Genomic DNA, 19,113 nt, shown 5'->3' on the forward strand with positions numbered 1-19,113 from the left:
TACAGGGGCCTGCGGGCTTGCCCGCGAGACCCTGTAATGTCAGGAAAACTCGAACGGCGCCAACTGAAAGCCCTGTTCGTCAACCTGCAAGGCCCAACCGCGGCGGTCCCAGTCGCCCAGCACGATACGCCGTGCCGGCTGGCCACCGACCATCAGCTTGTGAATCGCTGGCCGATGGGTATGGCCATGCACCAAGGTGCGCACGCCATGCGCCGCCATCACCTTGGGGACTTCTTCCGGCGTGACGTCGACGATTTCGGTGGACTTCATCCGCACTTGCGTGCGGCTTTCGCTGCGCAGCTTGCGTGCCAGCTTGTAGCGGGCCGACAGCGGCAGGTGGCGCAGGATCCACAAGCTCAGCGGATTGCGCAGCAGGCGGCGCATCTTCATGTAGCCCAGGTCTCGGGTGCACAGGGTGTCGCCGTGCATCAGCAGCACCTGTTCACCGCCCAGCTCGATCACGCTGGGGTCGCTCAACAAGGTGCAGCCAGCGGCATCGCAGAAGGCCTGGCCAATCAGGAAGTCACGGTTGCCATGCATCAGGTAGATGGCCGTGCCACTGTCGCTCAGCCGGCGCATGGCCTGGCAGATCGACTGCTGGAAGGGCGTCATGGCATCGTCGCCAATCCACGCTTCGAAGAAGTCACCAAGGATGTACAGGGCCTTGGCGTGGCGGGCGCGGCCATCGAGCAGATCAAGAAACGCCCGGGATATATCCGGGCGTTCTTCTTGCAGGTGCAGATCAGAGATCAGCAGAATCACTCAATGATCTCGGCTTTCTCGATGATCACGTCGTCCTTCGGTACGTCCTGGTGGCCAGCTTTGGAACCGGTAGCCACTTTTTCGATGGCGTCGACCACTTCACGGCCTTCGATCACTTCACCGAATACGGCATAACCCCAGCCTTGCACGTTCTTGCCGCTGTGGTTGAGGAAGTCGTTGTCGGAGGCGTTGATGAAGAACTGCGCCGAGGCGGAGTGCGGCTCCATGGTACGGGCCATGGCAATGCTGTACTTCTTGTTCTTCAGGCCGTTGTCGGCTTCGTTCTGGATGCTTGCGCGGGTTTTCTTCTGGCTCATGCCGGCCTCGAAGCCGCCGCCCTGGATCATGAAGCCTTTGATCACACGGTGGAACACGGTGCCATTGTAGTGGCCGTCCTTGACGTACTGAACGAAGTTTTCGGTAGTCAGTGGCGCTTTCTCGGCGTCCAGTTGCAGGACGATGTCGCCGTGGTTGGTGCTCAGTTTGACTTTGGACATGCTGAAACTCGCTCTTTCAAGGCAATCAGAAATTAGGGTGCGCAGGGCGCGGGTTATCACCAGACGCAGGATCAGGCGATCGCGACACATGGCGCGCACTGGCCATTTTGCCAGGCTGCGGCAAAAAGCCGTGATAAATCACATCAGTTTGTCCGGGCGCGGCTGTCAGCAGCTTGACTGCTTCGGCTATGATAGGCCCTTTGATTCAATCGGCCTACCCAGGCTGGACACACGCATTCAAGGATCCTATGAGCAAGCCCACTGCCGACAACGCGCCCAACGCCGCTGCCAAAGGCGCCCCCGCTGTCCCTGCGAACTTCCTGCGGCCGATCATCCAGGCCGACCTGGACTCGGGCAAGCACAGCAGCATCGTCACCCGTTTCCCGCCGGAGCCCAATGGTTATCTGCACATCGGCCACGCCAAGTCGATCTGCGTCAACTTCGGCCTGGCCAAGGAATTCGGCGGCGTCTGCCACCTGCGTTTCGACGATACCAACCCGGCCAAGGAAGACCAGGAGTACATCGACGCCATCCAGAGCGATGTGAAGTGGCTGGGCTTCGACTGGGCCGGCGACGTGCGCTATGCCTCCGACTATTTCGACCAGTTGCACGATTGGGCGGTCGAGCTGATCAAGCGCGGCAAGGCCTACGTCTGCGACCTCACCCCTGAGCAAGCCAAGGAATACCGCGGCAACCTCAAGGAGCCGGGCAAGAACAGCCCGTTCCGCGAGCGTAGCGTGGAAGAAAACCTCGACCTGTTCGCCCGCATGAAGGCTGGCGAATTCCAGGACGGCGAGCGTGTGCTGCGGGCCAAGATCGACATGGCCTCGCCAAACATGAACCTGCGCGACCCTATCCTGTACCGCATTCGCCATGCCCACCACCACCAGACCGGCGACAAGTGGTGCATCTACCCCAACTACGACTTCACCCACGGCCAGTCGGACGCCATCGAGGGCATTACCCACTCGATCTGCACCCTGGAGTTCGAAGGGCATCGTCCGCTGTACGACTGGTTCCTCGACAACCTGCCGGTGCCGGCACACCCGCGCCAGTACGAGTTCAGCCGCCTGAACCTGAACTACACCATTACCTCCAAGCGCAAGCTCAAGCAGCTTGTGGACGAGAAGCACGTCGACGCCTGGGACGACCCACGCATGTCGACCCTGTCCGGCTTCCGTCGCCGTGGCTACACGCCGGCTTCGATCCGCAACTTCTGCGAAATGATCGGCACCAACCGTTCCGACGGTGTGGTCGACATGTCGATGCTCGAGTTCAGCATCCGTGACGACCTGGACCGCACCGCGCCACGCGCGATGTGCGTGCTGCGCCCGCTGAAAGTGGTCATCACCAACTACCCTGAAGGCCAGGTCGAGCAGCTTGAGCTGCCACGTCACCCGAAGGAAGACATGGGCGTGCGTGTGCTGCCGTTCTCCCGCGAGCTGTACATCGACCGCGACGACTTCATGGAAGAGCCGCCGAAGGGCTACAAGCGCCTGGAACCGGCCGGTGAAGTGCGCCTGCGCGGCAGCTACGTGATTCGTGCTGACGAAGCGATCAAGGACGCCGATGGCAATATCGTCGAACTGCGTTGCTCGTACGACCCGGACACCCTGGGCAAGAACCCTGAAGGCCGCAAGGTCAAGGGCGTGATCCACTGGGTGCCGGCCGAGGGCAGCGTCGAGTGCGAAGTGCGCCTGTACGACCGCCTGTTCCGCTCGCCGAACCCGGAAAAGACCGAGGAGGGCGGCAGCTTCCTGGACAACATCAACCCTGCTTCGCTGCAAGTGCTCAGCGGTTGCCGTGCCGAGCCGTCGCTGGCCCAGGCGCAGCCCGAGGACCGCTTCCAGTTCGAGCGCGAAGGCTACTTCTGCGCTGACCTGAAAGACAGCCAGCCGGGCCGCCCGGTGTTCAACCGCACTGTCACCCTGCGTGACTCCTGGGGCAGCTGAGGAACCGCCGTGCTTACCATCTACAACACGCTGAGCAAAACCAAGGAAGTCTTCAAGCCGCTGGATGGCAACAAGGTGCGCATGTACGCGTGCGGCATGACCGTGTACGACTACTGCCACCTGGGCCATGGCCGCAGCATGGTGGCCTTCGACCTGGTCACCCGCTGGCTGCGCAAGAGCGGCTATGAGCTGACCTACGTGCGCAACATCACCGACATCGATGACAAGATCATCAACCGGGCCAACGAGAACGGCGAAAGTTTCGACGCCCTGACCGCCCGCATGATCGACGCGATGCACGAAGACGAGCGCCGCCTGAACATTCTGCCGCCGGACCAGGAGCCGCGTGCCACCGACCATATCGCTGGCATGCACGCGATGATCCAGACCCTGATCGACAAAGGGTACGCCTACGCGCCAGGCAATGGCGACGTGTACTACCGGGTCGGCAAGTTCGTCGGCTACGGCAAGCTGTCGCGCAAGAAGATTGAAGACCTGCGTATCGGTGCACGCATCGAGGTCGACGAAGCCAAGCAGGACCCGCTCGACTTCGTACTGTGGAAGGGCGTCAAGCCGGGCGAGCCGAGCTGGGAATCGCCATGGGGCCCGGGTCGCCCGGGCTGGCACATCGAATGCTCGGTGATGTCCACCTGCTGCCTGGGCGAGAGCTTCGACATTCACGGTGGCGGCAGCGACCTGGAGTTCCCGCACCACGAGAACGAGATTGCCCAGAGCGAGGCGGCCACTGGCAAGCAGTACGCCAACGCCTGGATGCATTGCGGCATGATCCGTATCAACGGCGAGAAGATGTCCAAGTCGTTGAACAACTTCTTCACCATCCGCGACGTGCTCGAGAAGTACCACCCGGAGGTGGTGCGCTACCTGCTGGTGGCCAGCCACTACCGCAGCGCGATCAACTACTCGGAAGACAGCCTGCGTGACGCCAAGGGCGCGCTGGAGCGCTTCTACCACGCGCTGCGCGGCCTGCCACGGGTGGCGGCCAAGGGTGGCGAAGCGTTTGTCGAGCGCTTCAGCGTGGCGATGAACGACGACTTCGGCACCCCCGAAGCCTGTGCCGTTCTGTTCGATCTGGTGCGCGAGATCAACCGCCTGCGCGACAGCGACGTGGAGGCTGCTGCTGGCCTGGCCGGTCGACTGCGCGAGCTGGGTGATGTGCTGGGAGTGCTGCAACTGGAGGCCGATGACTTCCTGCGTGCCGGTGCCGAAGGCAAGGTCGATGCGGCTGAAGTCGAGGGCTTGATCCAGGCACGCCTGCAGGCGCGTGCGGACAAGAACTGGGCCGAGTCCGACCGCATTCGCGACCAGCTGACTGCCATGGGGGTGGTGCTGGAAGACAGCAAGGGCACGACTACCTGGCGTCTGGCTGACTGAAGTAACTGGGGCTGCGGTGCAGCCCTTCGCGGGCACGCCCGCTCCCACAGGGATAGCGCACACTTGAAATGTCGCGCCAACTTGTGGGAGCGGGCGTGCCTGCGAAGGGCCGCAAAGCGGCCCCAGCTTTTACTTGCCTAGATCCGCAAGCGGGCAGTGCAATACCAGCCTGGCCCCACCCAATTCGCTTTCGCCAATCTCCAGCCCGAACCCATGCAGGTCGACGATTGCCGCCACGATCGACAACCCCAGCCCGAAGCCGGCATGGCGGTGGCCTTCATCGCTGCGATAGAACCGTTTCAGTACGGCCGTTCGCTCTTCTTCGGGAATACCAGGCCCGCTATCCTCAATCGCCAAGTGCACGCCGTTGTCATCCTGCGTGGCGGTGATGCGCACCCGACCACCCTCGGGCGTGAACTTGATCGCGTTGCCCACCAGATTCGCCAAGGCCTCGAACAGCAGTTCGCGGTCGCCGTGCAACGCCGGTAGCTGCGCAGGTTGGTGCAATTGCAGTTGAATGCCGCCATCCTCGGCCAATGGCAGGTAAAAATCGTGCAGTTCTACCACCAGTTCATGCGGGACAAGCTGGACGAAGCCGGCACGGCGCTGACGGTCTTCCAGCTCGCTGATGCGCAATAACCCGCGAAAGCGCGCCATCAAGGTGTCGGTTTCGCCAATGGCCTGGTCCAGCGCTTCGGCTTGCGCAGAATCCACGTCGCTTTGCTGGCGAATACGGTACAGCTGGGCGCGCAGGCGGGTCAGCGGTGTGCGCAGGTCATGGGCAATGTTGTCGCATACACCCTTGACCTCATGCATCAGCCGTTCGATACGGTCGAGCATGGCATTGACGATCGCCGCAAGCATGTCCAGCTCGTCGCGGCGGGCCGACAGTGGCAGGCGGTGGGTCAGGTCGCCGGCGACGATCAGTTCGGCCTGGGCCTGGATCGCCCGTATACGCTTGAGCGGCCTGCGCCGTAGCAGGTACCAACCGGCAAAACCCGGGATCAGGGTCAGCGAGATGCCCCAGAGCAGGGCGTGCAGGATGATCCGGGTAACCACGAACAGCGAGCCATTGTCACGCACCAGCACCAGCCACCGGCCATCCTGTACCTTGATTGCCACCGCGTCGCAGCTGTCGCGGGGCACGCGTGGGTCGTCGGCATCCAGGCAGCGTTCCAGCTCATGGATCTTGCCGTCCAGTTTGAGCTCTGGGGGCAGGGCTCGCACGGTACCGCCAATCGGGTTGAGCTGGCTATCGAACAGGCCGTAGGCGTCAAAGCTGCGCTCCTCGAAAGCCTGGCTGGCGATCAGGGCGTCGTCCAGTTGCTTGCCGCTCATGTGGGCGAACAGGTGCTGGCGCTGCAGCATGGAGTGACGGGTAAGTTTGTTCAGGTAGCTGGAGACCTCGAAATACAGCACCCCCATGAGGATGCTGCTCCAGGCCACGAACAGAAAGCTGTAAAGCGCTAACAGGCGGCTGGTAGAAGAACTCCAGCCTTTAGACGGGTTCAGCAATGGCATAGCCGGAGCCCCGTACCGTACGGATCAGCGGCGACTGGCCGGGTGAGTCGATCTTCTTGCGCAGGCGGCCGATGTGCACGTCGATCAGGTTGGTGCCCGGGTCGAAGTGATAGCCCCAGACCTCCTCGAAAATCATCATCCGCGTGATCACTTGGCCGCTGTGGCGCATCAGGTACTCCAGCAGCTTGTACTCGGTGGGCAACAGATTGAGGGTGTTGTCACCGCGGCGCGCCTCGTGGCTGATCAGGTCCAGCTGCAGATCGGCAACCTGCAAGCGGGTCTGGGTCGTGGGTACGCTGTTACGGCGCAGCAATACCTCGACTCGCGCGGCCATTTCGTCGGAGGCGAACGGCTTGGTCAGGTAGTCGTCCCCGCCTGCACGCAGGCCGCGCACCCGCTCATCGACGTCGGAGAGGGCGCTGATCATCAGGATCGGCGTAGCGATCTTGAGGTTGCGCAGGGTGGTGACGATGGTCAGGCCGTCGACCTCGGGCAGCATGCGGTCCAGGGTGATCAGGTCGTAGCCGCCCGCAATGGCTTTGGCCAGGCCTTCACGGCCATTGTCGGCCCAATCCACTTCCAGACCGTGGCTGGTCAGTTCGGCGACGATTTCCTGGCCGGTGACGGCGTCGTCTTCGATGGTCAGTACGCGAGGCATGCTGGTTCCTGGGCATCTAATTGAGATCTGATTGTGCCAAAGAATAGACAACCGGCGATTTAAGAAAAATTCATCTAGCGGGCACCGATGCCTTCGGCGTGCATGATCTGCGCAATGATCGGTACCGGTGTCATCAGGTGCGAGCGCATCATGGCGCTGGCAGTTTTGGCATCCCGGGCGAGGATCACCTCGACCAGTGCCGCATGCTCCTGGCGCTTGAGCGCCAGCGCCTCTTCGGAAAACACCGTCTGCGTCAGCCACAGGTGGCGATAGCGCTCGGCCTGGTCGAACAGGTAGGTGCGTGCCTGCAGCAGGTGCTTGGAGCCGCAGCCCGAGGCAATGGCAGTATGGAACGCCTTGTGCCGCTCGTCCCACACATCCAACCGCTGCTCGCGGGTTTTCACTTCCACCACCTTGGCCAAGGTATGCGAGTGGGCCAGCACCGACGCCTCCCAGGCGTCATCGCCGCGCTCGATGGCCAAGGCAATGATCATCGCTTCCAGGTTGGCGCGGGCGTCGTAGATGTCGTTCATCTCATCCAGCGACATGGGCGCTACCCGGTAGCCTTTCTGGCTGATCGCGTTGACCAGGTGCTCGGCCACCAGTTGCGACAGCGCTTCGCGCAGCGGGCCCACACCCAGGTCGTAGCGTTCCTTGAGGGTGCTCATCAACAGCTTTTCACCGGGCTTGAACACCCCGCGGATGATGTCCTTCTTGAGCCTCTCATACCCGCTGAATGCTGAGTTTTGTCGGGGGGCGAGCGCTTCCAAGATCCTGTTCCTCAAAACGTTTTGCCGATCATACCGAAACCCTCTGTAGACGAAAAACAATGGACAAACGCAAATAGTGTCGCTGAAACATAAAAATGTAGACATTTTTGGTTAGTGGCGATATTTTTACCTCGCCCGCACTGATCCAGGTCATGACCGGACGGCGCCACCTACTTTTTAGCCAGGACACTGCCATGAACGCCTTTACGCAGATCGACGAACTTGTCATGCCACTGCCGCTCGAACCGCAGGGCTACACCATCGCCCCCTCGAAACAGTCGCCGCGCCTGCTTGAACTGACCTTTGCCCGGGAAACCGTTGAAGCGTTCGTGCAGGCCGTTGCCCAATGGCCGGTGCAGGCATTGGAGTACAAGTCGTTCCTGCGTTTTCGTGTAGGCGAAATCCTTGACGAGCTGTGCCAGGGCACGCTGCGCCCGGTGCTGCTTAACACCATCCTCGACCGCGCCACAGGCGGCATGCTGATCACCCCGATTGGCCTGGATGATGTGAGCCAGGCCGAAGACATGGTCAAGTTCACCACGGCCTGCGCTCACCTGATCGGCCGTTCCAACTATGACGCCATGAGTGGTCAGTTCTATGCGCGCTTCGTGGTGGTCAACAGCGACAACTCCGACAGTTACCTGCGCCAGCCGCACCGGGTCATGGAGCTGCACAACGACGGCACGTTCGTGAACCAGATCACCGACTACGTGCTGATGCTGAAGATCGACGAAAAGAACATGGAAGGCGGCAACTCGCTGCTGCTGCACCTGGACGACTGGGAACAGTGCGAGGCGTTCTTCCGTCACCCGATGGCCCGTCGCGAAATGCGCTGGACCGCACCGCCGAGCAAAAAGGTTGCCGAAGATGTGTTCCATTCGGTATTCGACACCGATGCCGAAGGCCGGCCGACCATGCGCTACATTGACCAGTTCGTGCAGCCGGAAAACTACGAGGAAGGTATCTGGCTGAACGCCTTGTCCGAGTCGCTGGAAGGCAGCGGCAAGAAGGTCTCGGTACCGGTTGGCGTAGGCAGTTTCCTGCTGATCAACAACCTGTTCTGGCTGCATGGCCGCGATCGCTTTACCCCGCACGAGGGCCTGCGCCGCGAACTGATGCGCCAGCGTGGTTACGTCGCCTTCCCCAAGCCGCTGTACCAGCGCGGGCAATAATGACAGGGCGCGGGGCGGGCGCCCGCCCACGCGTTTTTGCACAAAACAATGCCACCAGGCCCCGTGCGGGCTTTGGTGAGCCTGCCAGGCAATGCCTGCGTGTGAGGTAAGGCTGTGTACGATTTCATCATTATTGGCGGCGGGATTGTGGGCATGTCCACGGCCATGCACCTGATCAAGGTCTACCCGGACGCGAAGATGCTCCTGCTGGAGAAAGAGTCTGGCCCGGCCCGCCATCAGACCGGCCATAACAGTGGCGTGATCCACGCCGGCGTGTATTACACCCCCGGAAGCCTCAAGGCGCGCTTCTGCCTGGAAGGCAACAAGGCGACCAAAGCCTTCTGCACCCAGCACGGCATTCGCTTCGATGAGTGCGGCAAGCTGCTGGTAGCCACCAACGATCTGGAAATGCAGCGCATGAAAGCGCTGTGGGAGCGTACGGCGGCCAATGGCCTGGAACGCTACTGGCTGTCGGCTGACGAGTTGCGCGAGCGTGAGCCCAACATCGTCGGTATGGGGGGCATCTTCGTGCCGTCCAGCGGCATCGTCAATTACGCCCAGGTCACTGCTGCGATGGCCGCAGAGTTCCAGCGTGCCGGTGGCGAAATCCGCTATGGCGCAGAAGTGGTCGGCCTGCAGGAACAGGCAAGTGAAGTGATCGTGCGCACTCAGCGTGATGAGTTGCGCAGCCGTTTCCTGGTGACCTGCTCGGGGCTGATGGCCGACCGCGTGGTGAGCATGCTCGGGCTGCGTACCGAATTCGTGATCTGCCCGTTCCGTGGCGAATACTACCTGCTGCCCAAGCAGCACAATCAGATCGTCAACCACCTGATCTACCCGATTCCCGACCCGTCGATGCCCTTCCTGGGGGTGCACCTGACCCGCATGATCGATGGCACCGTCACCGTAGGCCCCAACGCTGTGCTGGCGATGAAGCGCGAGGGCTACCGCAAGACCGATGTCAGCCCCAGCGACCTGTTCCAGACCCTGACCACGCCCGGCATCCTCAAGGTGCTGGCGAAGAACTTCCGCCCGGGCCTGATCGAGATGAAGAACTCGCTGTTCAAGGGCGGGTACCTCAAGCAGGTGCAGAAGTACTGCCCGAGCATTACCAAAGCCGACCTCACGCCTTACCCGGCCGGCGTGCGTGCCCAGGCGGTGTCGCGCGACGGCAAGCTGATCGACGATTTCCTGTTCGTCAACACCGCGCGCAGTGTCAACGTATGCAACGCACCGTCGCCAGCCGCTACCTCGGCCATCCCGATCGGCGCCTACATCGTCGAGAAGGTGTGCGAACAGGTCGGCCTGCAGGGCGGCAGCTTCCCCAAGGCCGACCTGTCGGCCAACCAGAGGGCTGCCAGCTGACACCCCGGTAACACCTCCTGCGGTTTCGTTTTACTCAACCCGTACTGCCCTGCTCACCATTCAGGGCAGGGCGGGCTTTTTCGCGCCTGCGTCGGTGACGTGCAGCCGGCGGCCCCTGCGTGGGCATGACAAAAACAACAAGGTAGCGCCATGCAAACCCACAAGAACAATTTGAGTCATGGATTGAAATCACGGCATGTCACCATGCTGTCCATTGCCGGCGTGATCGGCGCCGGGCTGTTTGTCGGCTCTGGCCGCGCCATCGCCGAAGCGGGGCCGGCCACCATCCTGGCCTATATCCTGGCGGGCGGCCTGGTGGTGCTGGTGATGCGCATGCTGGCCGAAATGGCGGTTGCCTCCCCGGACACCGGCTCGTTTTCAACCTACGCTGACCTCGCCATCGGCAAATGGGCCGGTTACACCATCGGTTGGCTGTACTGGTGGTTCTGGGTGCTGATCATTCCGATCGAGGCCAATATCGCCGCTACCATCATCAACTCCTGGGTCCCGCAGATGGAGATCTGGGTATTGTCGTTGGTGATCACGTTGCTGCTGACGGCCACCAACCTGTTCAGCGTGAAGAATTACGGTGAGTTCGAGTTCTGGCTGGCACTGGTCAAGGTGGTGGCCATCGTCAGCTTCATCGCCCTGGGTGTTTGCGCCATTTTCGGCCTGTTGCCGGGGTCTGGCGTCAGCGGCGTTTCGCGCTTGTGGGATACGGGGGGCTTCATGCCCAACGGCTTCGGTGCGGTGCTGAGCGCGATGCTGATCACCATGTTCTCGTTCCTCGGGGCCGAGGTGGTGACCATCGCTGCGGCTGAATCCGACGAGGCGGGCAAGCATATTTCCAAGGCCACCAATTCGGTGATCTGGCGGATAACGCTGTTCTACATCCTGTCGATCTTCATCGTCATCGCACTCGTACCATGGACCGACCCACGCCTGGCGACCGAAGGCTCTTATGTCACGGTGCTGGACACCCTCGGCGTGCCAAATGCCAAGGCCATCATCGACTTCGTGGTGCTGACGTCGGTGACCAGCTGCCTCAACTCGTCGCTGTACACCGCCTCGCGCATGGTCTATTCGCTTAGCCGCCGTGGTGATGCCCCGGCCTGTGCCCAGATAACCAGCCGCAGTGGTACACCCGTGGTGGCAGTCTTGTTGTCGACGGGGGCTGCCTTCCTGGCGGTGATCGCCAACTACCTGGTGCCGGCTCAGGTGTTTGGCTTCCTCATGGCAAGCTCCGGTGCCATTGCCTTGCTGGTATATCTGGTCATCGCCATTTCCCAGCTGCGCCTGCGCCAGCGCCTGACGGCACAGGGCAAGACACTGGGTTACCGCATGTGGCTGTTCCCGTGGCTGACCTGGGGCGTGATCCTGTTCATCAGCGGCGTACTGGTATTGATGCTGTTCCGCCCGGATCATCGCCTGGAAGTGGTCTCGACGATGGTGCTGGCGGTGTTGGTGGTGTGCTCGGGGGTGCTGGTGACCCGGCGCCGGGCGCGCGGCGGGGCAGTTGCTGGGGTAGGGCAGGGCGCCTGATTCGTCCGGCCTGAAGACAGACGAGCAAGTCGCATCAGGCTGTGAGAGGATGTCCGCCAACAAAGCCAGGACCCTGAACGCAGCCTGATGAAGACACCTAAAAGAATCGAACCGTTGATCGAAGACGGCCTTGTCGACGAAGTACTACGGCCGTTGATGAGTGGCAAGGAAGCCGCTGTGTACGTGGTGCGCTGTGGCAGCGAGGTACGCTGCGCCAAGGTCTATAAAGAAGCCAACAAGCGCAGTTTCCGCCAGGCCGCCGAATACCAGGAGGGCCGCAAGGTACGCAACAGCCGTCAGGCCCGGGCCATGGCCAAGGGCAGCAAGTACGGCCGCAAAGAAGCCGAAGATGCCTGGCAGAACGCCGAAGTGGCAGCGCTGTTCCGTTTGGCCGCCGCAGGTGTGAGGGTGCCCAAGCCTTACGATTTCCAGGACGGCGTGCTCCTGATGGAGCTGGTGACCGATGCCGATGGCGATGCGGCCCCGAGGCTGAACGACGTTCACCTCGAAGCGGAGGATGCCCGCGCGTTCCACACCTTCGTCATTCGCCAGGTCGTGCTGATGCTGTGCGCCGGAATGGTGCATGGCGACCTGTCCGAGTTCAACGTGCTGCTCGGCCCGGACGGGCCGGTGATCATCGATCTGCCGCAGGCAGTGGACGCAGCCGCCAACAACCATGCCTTCAGCATGCTGCAGCGCGATGTGGACAACATGGCCCATTATTTCGGGCGCTTTGCCCCGGAGCTGAAAAGCACCCGCTATGCGCAGGAGATGTGGGCGTTGTACGAGGCCGGCGAGTTGCTGCCCGACAGCCCGTTGACCGGGGTATTCGAGGATGACGAACATGAAGCTGACGTAACCGGGGTGATGCGCGAGATCGACGCCGCCCGGATGGACGACGCTCGCCGCCGTGCAGCACGCGCCGAGGCTGAGCATGGGCCGGCCAAGGCAGAGGAGGTGACGCCGCCCTGGCTGCAGTAATTTATTCCTGTACCGGCCTCTTCTCGGGTAAACCCGCAGCTACGGGATTCGTGGGCGCGGTTTTGCCCGCGAAGAGGCCAACACAGGCAAACCCCGGCCGTTGCCATTGACGCAAGACACAATCTCGTCATTTAGCCTTTTCACTGGCGCGCGACAGGCATAAGGTATACGCCGTTCAAATTCCCTGGAGCTGTCATGTCCAACCAATTCCCGTCCGTTCGTCCCCGCCGCCTGCGCCAGAACGAGTCCCTGCGCACGATCTTCCAGGAAACCGAGTTCCGCCTTGAAGACCTGATCCTGCCGATCTTCGTCGAAGAGGGCATCGATGATTTCGTGCCGATCACCAGCATGCCCGGTGTCAACCGTATCCCCGAGAAGCTGTTGGCCCAGGAAATCGAGCGCTATGCCCGCGCCGGTATCAAGTCGGTGATGACCTTTGGCGTATCGCACCACCTGGATGCCGATGGCAGCGACACCTGGAACGAAAACGGCCTGGTTGCGCGCATGTCGCGTATCTGCAAGGACACCGTGCCGGAAATGGTGGTGATGTCCGACACCTGCTTCTGCGAATACACCAGCCACGGCCACTGCGGCGTGCTGCATGACCATGGCGTGGACAACGATGCCACCCTGGCCAACCTGGGCAAGCAGGCAGTCATCGCCGCTGCTGCCGGTGCCGACTTCATTGCCCCCTCGGCGGCGATGGACGGCCAGGTGCAGGCTATCCGCAGTGCCCTGGACGGTGCCGGCTTCCACGACACCGCGATCATGGCCTACTCGACCAAGTTCGCCTCGTCGTTGTATGGCCCGTTCCGTGAGGCCGGCGGCACCGCACTGAAGGGTGACCGCAAAAGCTACCAGATGAACCCGATGAACCGCCGCGAAGCGGTGCGCGAGTCGCTGCTCGACGAGCAGGAAGGGGCGGACGTGCTGATGGTCAAGCCGGCCGGTGCCTACCTTGATGTGATCGCCGACATCCGCGCCGCGTCGCGCCTGCCACTGGCGGCGTACCAGGTGAGTGGCGAGTATGCGATGATCAAGTTCGGCGGGCTGGCCGGTGCCATCGACGAAGGCCGGGTGGTGCGCGAAAGCATTGGCGCAATCAAGCGTGCCGGTGCCGACCTGATCCTGACCTACTTCGCCATGGACCTGGCGCGCGAAGGTATCTGAAGCCAGGCCTTGGTCATGAAAGCCGCTGCCATTGCAGCGGCTTTTCTCTGGGCGCCGTTGGGTGGTGCCGCAAACGCACAAAAAAACAGTAAGCGCTGAATTATTTAGTGTCCTGTTGTATCTGATCCCTTAGAGCATTCATCGACAGGGATACGGGTATGAAACCTCGCAAGAAAAGCGTCCAGCCAATCGGCCTGAAGGACATCACCATCGTCGACGACGCCAAGATGAAGAAGGCGATCACGGCCGCCGCGCTGGGCAACGCCATGGAGTGGTTCGACTTTGGCGTATATGGCTTCGTCGCTTATGCCTTGGGCAAGGTGTTTTTCCCCAACGCCGACCCCAGCGTGCAAATGATCGCAGCCTTGGCCACCTTCTCGGTGCCGTTCCTGATCCGGCCTCTTGGCGGGTTGTTCTTCGGCGCCTTGGGCGACAGGTTCGGGCGGCAGAAAATCCTTGCCGCGACCATCGTGATCATGTCCCTGAGCACCTTCGCCATCGGCCTGATACCGTCCTATGCAAGCATTGGTATCTGGGCGCCGATCCTGTTGCTGCTGGCCAAGATGGCCCAGGGCTTTTCGGTAGGTGGCGAATACACCGGTGCCTCGATCTTCGTTGCCGAGTACGCGCCCGACCGCAAGCGCGGCTTTCTCGGCAGCTGGCTGGATTTCGGTTCGATTGCCGGCTTTGTGCTGGGCGCAGGGGTGGTGGTGCTCATTTCCACGGTGCTGGGTGAGGAAAAGTTCCTCGAATGGGGCTGGCGCCTGCCGTTCTTCCTGGCCCTGCCGCTGGGCATCATCGGCCTTTACCTGCGCCATGCGCTGGAAGAAACACCTGCGTTCCAGCAGCACGTCGACAAGCTGGAACAGGGCGATCGTGAAGGCCTGGCCTCCGGGCCCAAGGTGTCGTTCAAGGAGGTGGCCACCCAGCACTGGCGCAGCCTGGTGACCTGCATCGGCGTGGTGATTGCCACCAACGTCACCTACTACATGCTGCTCACCTACATGCCCAGCTACCTGTCGCACAACCTGCACTACAGCGAAGACCATGGCGTGCTGATCATCATCGCGATCATGGTCGGCATGCTGTTCGTGCAGCCGATCATCGGTCTGCTCAGCGACAAGTTTGGCCGACGGCCGTTCATCATCGTCGGCAGTGTCGGCCTGTTGGCCTTGGCCATACCGGCATTCATGCTGATCAACAGTGGGGTGCTTGGGCTTATTTTCGCCGGCCTGCTGATCATTGCCGTGCTGCTGAACTTCTTCATCGGCGTGATGGCCTCGACGCTGCCGGCCATGTTCCCCACGCACATCCGTTACAGCGCCCTGGCCAGCGCCTTCAATATCTCGGTGCTGATCGCCGGCCTTACCCCAACCCTCGCTGCGTGGCTGGTGGAGACCACAAACAACCTGTACATGCCTGCCTATTACCTGATGGTGATCGCCGCTGTCGGCCTGGTCACCGGCCTGACCATGAAGGAAACCGCCAACAAGCCCCTGCGCGGCGCGGCACCCGCGGCATCGGATATCGAAGAGGCGCGTGAACTGCTGCAGGAGCACCACGACAACATCGAGCAGAAGATCGAGGACATCGATGCGCAGATTGCCGAGTTGGAAGCCAAGCGCGAGAAGTTGGCATTGCAGCACCCGCGTATCGAATGATCAGCGCGGCATATAGCCACGCTGCCAGGACCGCGGGATGAACCGCGATACCAGCGCCAGCACGCAGGCCAGCGCACAACTGCCGGCCAGCGCCTGCAGGCCTAGGTGTTGTTGCAACCAGGCGCCGAGCGCGGCGCCCAGCAACATCCCGGCCCAAGGTACCAACTGCACTCGCCAGCCATTGCGCCGCTCGCCCAGCAGCCAACGCCCCAGGCCACGGCCGAAACGCGACAGGGCGCCCGTAACATAAGTCAGGCCAATGGGCAGGCCATTAACTTGTTCCACTACCGCATTGATCATGCCCATGGCCAGCGTGGCCGCCAACAGCGCAGGGAAGGTGGCCGGCAACGGCCACGCTGCCGCGAAAGCCAGCAGTGCGGCAACCACCAACAGCACCGGCCAGGCTCGACGGCGCAATCCGCGAGCCAGGAGCACACCCAGTGCATTGCCCGCAACGAAGCCCAGTACGGCGCCACTGAGGCGTAGCACAAGGGCCAGGTCAGCTTCACTGATGGCCACCGCCAGGCGTGTGGTGTTGCCACTCATGAACGACACGAAATCGCCCAGTGCCAGCAAGCCGATGGCATCGGTCATGCCGGCAAGCACCGAGAGGGCGGCGACCAGGCCGAGGCCGACGCGACCACGCATTACCTGCAGGCGCAAACGCCTCGCTGAGCGCGCGGGGAGGGCGTTAGGGAGCATGTGCAGGCCTCAGGGCAGGAGTTTTTCGCGGGCCAGAGTACCTTTGATGGTGCGCTCTACCACATCGACCAGCACCATGGTCTGGTGGTCGACCTCGATGTTGAGCAGTTCACCTGGGTGGTAGCTGGCGAAGGTAGTCTGACGCAGGGTTTCCGGGATCAGGTTGATGGTGATCACGTTGTCCTCCACGTCAGCGACAGTCAGGCTGCAGCCATTGACCCCGATGAAACCACGCGGGAACACGTACTTGCCCCATTGCGGCGGCATGCGGAACTTGATGAAGGCGCCGGTTTCCTTGATCGACAGCTCGACGATCTCGGCGGTGGTGGCGATGTGGCCGGCCATCAGGTGGCCGCCGACTTCGGCGTTCATCTTCGCTGAGCGTTCGATGTTCACGCTTCGGCCAGGCTTGAAGCTGCTCAGATTGGTGCGTTCGAGGGTAGCGGTCATGGCCTCGAACCTGACCTGGCTGCCGTCGATTTCGGTCACGGACAGGCAGGTACCTTCGACACTGACGCTGGCACCGATTTTCAGCTCGTCGAGTAGTTCCGGGGTGAGGTCGATGGTGAACTGGTTGTGGCCCGGGTAGGTGGTCACATCAAGCAGAGGGCGGACGGCCTGGACGATGCCGGTGTACATGGAGTTGCTCCTGGGCACGGAAAAGAAAACTTCCGAACGCTATGCCCGTAGCGCAGTAAATGCAAGACCGGCTTCTGGCTGGCAAGCCGGCTTGCGAGTCTGGCGCCAGCGTGGGGCAGGCGGCGTGCTTGTGGGCGAAACCGGTTTGCCGACGGCAGGGCCACTGCAGATTCAAACATGCCCGCTGCTGTTGACGATCCGCAGGCACAGCGCCTCGTACGGGTCCAGGTTCACCATCAGGCGCCCGTCCTCGGTCAAATCGCCTTCGACCGTCTCGTTGATCATGTCGACCACCGGCCCAGGTGTGAACCCGGTCAACAGCAGTTCCTCGGCAATCGCGTCCTGGCCGAAGTTCAGCGCAGTGATCTGGATACCGCGGCCGGCTGGCAGCTCATGCACCATCACCAGCAGCCCCGGGCTGCTCACCTCAGGTACCAGCACCTGACGGCTGGTGGCGATGCCATAAGCCTGGCGCACAGCCAGCAGTTTCTTCACCTTGCAGGCAAATGAATCACCCTCGTCCAACTGCCTGTCGAGGCTGCCGTACAGCGCCCGGGCACGCGGCATGCCACGCACTGAAGCTTCTGCCTGTGGGTCAAGCCCGGCGAGGTCATAGCCGCCCCGGTGAATCCAGCGGGTATCGCCATCGAGCATGCGTTCGGCCACCGCTTCGGCGGGCAAGGGCAGGGCACCGACCAGGTCCCAGCCGGACAAGGCGACCACCCCCGGCTGCATGGCGTTGTACATGACCAGCAGCAGGTGCACCTTCTTGATCAGTTCGATATCCGCTACGCCAATCTGTTCGAGGTCGCGAATACCCAGTGCAGCAGCGATCAGGCTGGCGGTGGTGCAGGCAATGCCGTTGGTCACGAAGCGCAGGTTGTACGGCGCATGTTCCCCCGACAGCCGTTCGTAGATCTCTTCGCGGATATGTTCGCGCAGGATGCTGCCAGGCAGGGTCTGGCCCTTGTACAGGTACATGTCGTGCGCGTGCAGTGTCCAGAAGTGCACCAGCTCCACGGTCAGCTCGTCATGGTTTTGCAGGGCATGGATCAGCGAGGCCGGGTCGATGCCGAAGGCGTGCATCTCCTTGAGCATCAGGCGCAGGAACTCGGTGTCGCCCGTCAGCAGGGCATGCTGGTAGGCCGGCCGGGTAATGAAATCGTAGGACAGGTCGGCACCACCCCTGGACATCTGCGCAATGTCATCGAGGGTCAGGTTCAGCTCCTGGAAGCTGAAACCGCCGGCCTTGCGGATCATGCCACCGATCAGCTGGTTGCCGACGAGCGACAGCGGGTGGCTTTCTGACCAGGCGGTGCCGCTGGCGCGGGTTTCCACGCCGAGAAAGCCGTTGGCGTCCAGGCGCAGGCCGCGTGCACCCAGGCAGTCCAGGGCGTGCAGCGCGTCACCAATGATCATCTGTTGGGCGGCGAAGGTAGGGTCCAGCCAGTTCAGTGAGGGCTGACCCTCCTTGAAGTAGTGCAGGTACACCCAGCGGCGGGTCTTGCCGTCGACACCTGTGATCGGTGGCGTAGCGCTCCAGTCGGTTTCCTTCACGCCCGGCTCGAAGAAGATTACCCGTTGCAACTGGCCAACGATGTAATGGCGCGCCTTCAGCTCGTCACACTGCGCTGGCAGCAGATTGACCGCATCGCGCCCGGCGGGCACCTCGGGCAGCAGCGTCCAGTCTTCTTCGCGGATCTCGACCATGTGGTACAGCCCCGGGTAGGGGCCATGGGCGAGCTCGGCCAGGCGGAAGTCGGCGCCCTTGCCAGTGTGCGAGGGGATCAGGTCGTCGATGGTCACGGCATTGTGCGCAGCGGCCATGCGGCTCATCTGGATCAGTTCCTGCTCGCTGCCGTACAGTGGGTCGATGTCGAAGCTGATGCGGTCGAAGTTGCCGTCCACGCTGGGGGTGAGTTCGCGGCCGCGGATGCCACCGGACAGTTTGATCGGGCCGGTGTGCAGGCCCTGTACGCCGATCTCCGACAGGCGCTTCCACAACGCTTCGTGGGCCAGGGCACCGAGCACCGAGCAACCCTCGGGCGCGATGATGGCGTCGGGGTAGACGGTCAGCCACACCGAGGCGATTTCGGTGGCGCGGCGGGGCTGGGCCTCGGCGTAGGGTTGTTGCCACAGGCGCGACTGGCCTGAGTACAGGCTGGCACGCGCCTGGGAGGCCTTGAGCATGGCACGATCTTCGAGCCATTTGACGTATGACGGGTCGGGCTGGGTCATTTCGCGTCCTCTTTGCGTGTCGGCACCGGCTCAGGTTATGACGGCGCTGTGGCCTGAACGTTCGGCTCGAGATGGGTGTTGGTTTCTTCGC

Annotated in this window: 16 protein-coding genes; 8 read left to right on the forward strand and 8 right to left on the reverse strand. The window is 62.2% G+C overall.

What is annotated here, in order from left to right; translation table 11 throughout:
* Positions 1-39: 39 nt before the first annotated feature.
* Together ACF8FG_RS22265 and ACF8FG_RS22270 are read right to left on the reverse strand one after the other, a co-directional pair.
* The gene (locus ACF8FG_RS22265) at positions 40-762 is read right to left on the reverse strand and encodes a UDP-2,3-diacylglucosamine diphosphatase (protein WP_014591237.1); all 723 of its coding nucleotides are present in this window, start codon (positions 760-762) and stop codon (positions 40-42) included.
* Entirely contained in the window at positions 759-1,259 is a 501-nt protein-coding gene (locus ACF8FG_RS22270) for a peptidylprolyl isomerase (protein WP_010953805.1), read from the reverse strand. The genes ACF8FG_RS22265 and ACF8FG_RS22270 overlap by 4 nt, the downstream gene beginning before the upstream one ends.
* Before the next feature lie 248 nt (positions 1,260-1,507).
* Between ACF8FG_RS22270 and ACF8FG_RS22275 the strand changes: the two genes are divergently transcribed.
* Together ACF8FG_RS22275 and cysS are read left to right on the forward strand one after the other, a co-directional pair.
* Positions 1,508-3,211 (forward strand): glutamine--tRNA ligase/YqeY domain fusion protein, encoded by a 1,704-nt coding sequence (locus ACF8FG_RS22275; RefSeq protein WP_003248073.1) that lies wholly within the window; start codon positions 1,508-1,510, stop codon positions 3,209-3,211.
* 9 nt (positions 3,212-3,220) lie between these two features.
* A complete protein-coding gene (gene cysS, locus ACF8FG_RS22280; RefSeq protein ID WP_318081670.1) occupies positions 3,221-4,603 on the forward strand; it encodes a cysteine--tRNA ligase in 1,383 nt (460 codons plus the stop codon).
* Positions 4,604-4,732: 129 nt separating this feature from the next.
* On the opposite strand, the gene ACF8FG_RS22285 is transcribed toward cysS, so the two are convergent.
* From ACF8FG_RS22285 to csiR, 3 genes are all read right to left on the reverse strand, one after another.
* Entirely contained in the window at positions 4,733-6,124 is a 1,392-nt protein-coding gene (locus tag ACF8FG_RS22285) for a HAMP domain-containing sensor histidine kinase (protein ID WP_318081669.1), read from the reverse strand.
* The gene (locus tag ACF8FG_RS22290; RefSeq protein ID WP_010953809.1) at positions 6,102-6,782 is read right to left on the reverse strand and encodes a response regulator transcription factor; all 681 of its coding nucleotides are present in this window, start codon (positions 6,780-6,782) and stop codon (positions 6,102-6,104) included. Before ACF8FG_RS22290 ends, ACF8FG_RS22285 begins: the two co-directional genes overlap by 23 nt.
* 74 nt (positions 6,783-6,856) lie before the next feature.
* A complete protein-coding gene (csiR, locus tag ACF8FG_RS22295; RefSeq protein WP_010953810.1) occupies positions 6,857-7,552 on the reverse strand; it encodes a DNA-binding transcriptional regulator CsiR in 696 nt (231 codons plus the stop codon).
* A gap of 194 nt (positions 7,553-7,746) precedes the next feature.
* Between csiR and glaH the strand changes: the two genes are divergently transcribed.
* The 6 genes from glaH (at position 7,747) to proP (ending at position 15,443) form a co-directional block, all read left to right on the forward strand.
* Entirely contained in the window at positions 7,747-8,724 is a 978-nt protein-coding gene (gene glaH, locus ACF8FG_RS22300; protein ID WP_014591232.1) for a glutarate dioxygenase GlaH, read from the forward strand.
* 114 nt (positions 8,725-8,838) lie between these two features.
* Positions 8,839-10,089: an L-2-hydroxyglutarate oxidase gene (lhgO, locus tag ACF8FG_RS22305; RefSeq protein WP_014591231.1), complete on the forward strand. Its 1,251-nt coding sequence runs from the start codon at positions 8,839-8,841 to the stop codon at positions 10,087-10,089.
* A 150-nt stretch (positions 10,090-10,239) separates the two neighbouring features.
* The gene (gene gabP / locus ACF8FG_RS22310; protein WP_012052530.1) at positions 10,240-11,631 is read left to right on the forward strand and encodes a GABA permease; all 1,392 of its coding nucleotides are present in this window, start codon (positions 10,240-10,242) and stop codon (positions 11,629-11,631) included.
* Positions 11,632-11,718: 87 nt separating this feature from the next.
* Positions 11,719-12,612, forward strand: coding sequence for a PA4780 family RIO1-like protein kinase (locus ACF8FG_RS22315; protein ID WP_014591228.1), 894 nt, complete (start codon positions 11,719-11,721; stop codon positions 12,610-12,612).
* Positions 12,613-12,807: 195 nt separating this feature from the next.
* Complete coding sequence (hemB, locus tag ACF8FG_RS22320; protein WP_010953815.1) at positions 12,808-13,782, forward strand: porphobilinogen synthase; 975 nt, start codon at positions 12,808-12,810, stop codon at positions 13,780-13,782.
* 158 nt (positions 13,783-13,940) lie between these two features.
* On the forward strand, positions 13,941-15,443 hold the full coding sequence (gene proP, locus ACF8FG_RS22325) for a glycine betaine/L-proline transporter ProP (protein ID WP_014591227.1): 1,503 nt from the start codon (positions 13,941-13,943) through the stop codon (positions 15,441-15,443).
* Here proP and ACF8FG_RS22330 read toward each other — a convergent pair whose 3' ends face one another.
* From ACF8FG_RS22330 to treS, 3 genes are all read right to left on the reverse strand, one after another.
* On the reverse strand, positions 15,444-16,145 hold the full coding sequence (locus ACF8FG_RS22330) for a YoaK family protein (protein WP_070383871.1): 702 nt from the start codon (positions 16,143-16,145) through the stop codon (positions 15,444-15,446).
* 9 nt (positions 16,146-16,154) lie between these two features.
* Positions 16,155-16,784, reverse strand: coding sequence for a riboflavin synthase (locus ACF8FG_RS22335; protein WP_014591225.1), 630 nt, complete (start codon positions 16,782-16,784; stop codon positions 16,155-16,157).
* Positions 16,785-16,955: 171 nt separating this feature from the next.
* A complete protein-coding gene (gene treS / locus ACF8FG_RS22340; protein WP_318082054.1) occupies positions 16,956-19,022 on the reverse strand; it encodes a maltose alpha-D-glucosyltransferase in 2,067 nt (688 codons plus the stop codon).
* Positions 19,023-19,113 lie beyond the last annotated feature (91 nt).

It is taken from the genome of Pseudomonas sp. YQ_6, assembly GCF_043103245.1.
Lineage (GTDB): Bacteria > Pseudomonadota > Gammaproteobacteria > Pseudomonadales > Pseudomonadaceae > Aquipseudomonas > Aquipseudomonas alloputida.

Coding starts and splice junctions, on each gene's coding strand:
- treS (WP_318082054.1), bottom strand. CDS start 19,022: ATGACCCAGCCCGACCCGTCATACGTCAAATGGCTCGAAGATCGTGCC.
- hemB (WP_010953815.1), top strand. CDS start 12,808: ATGTCCAACCAATTCCCGTCCGTTCGTCCCCGCCGCCTGCGCCAGAAC.
- ACF8FG_RS22285 (WP_318081669.1), bottom strand. CDS start 6,124: ATGCCATTGCTGAACCCGTCTAAAGGCTGGAGTTCTTCTACCAGCCGC.
- gabP (WP_012052530.1), top strand. CDS start 10,240: ATGCAAACCCACAAGAACAATTTGAGTCATGGATTGAAATCACGGCAT.
- glaH (WP_014591232.1), top strand. CDS start 7,747: ATGAACGCCTTTACGCAGATCGACGAACTTGTCATGCCACTGCCGCTC.
- ACF8FG_RS22315 (WP_014591228.1), top strand. CDS start 11,719: ATGAAGACACCTAAAAGAATCGAACCGTTGATCGAAGACGGCCTTGTC.
- ACF8FG_RS22275 (WP_003248073.1), top strand. CDS start 1,508: ATGAGCAAGCCCACTGCCGACAACGCGCCCAACGCCGCTGCCAAAGGC.
- ACF8FG_RS22290 (WP_010953809.1), bottom strand. CDS start 6,782: ATGCCTCGCGTACTGACCATCGAAGACGACGCCGTCACCGGCCAGGAA.
- ACF8FG_RS22335 (WP_014591225.1), bottom strand. CDS start 16,784: ATGTACACCGGCATCGTCCAGGCCGTCCGCCCTCTGCTTGATGTGACC.
- proP (WP_014591227.1), top strand. CDS start 13,941: ATGAAACCTCGCAAGAAAAGCGTCCAGCCAATCGGCCTGAAGGACATC.
- ACF8FG_RS22330 (WP_070383871.1), bottom strand. CDS start 16,145: ATGCTCCCTAACGCCCTCCCCGCGCGCTCAGCGAGGCGTTTGCGCCTG.
- ACF8FG_RS22270 (WP_010953805.1), bottom strand. CDS start 1,259: ATGTCCAAAGTCAAACTGAGCACCAACCACGGCGACATCGTCCTGCAA.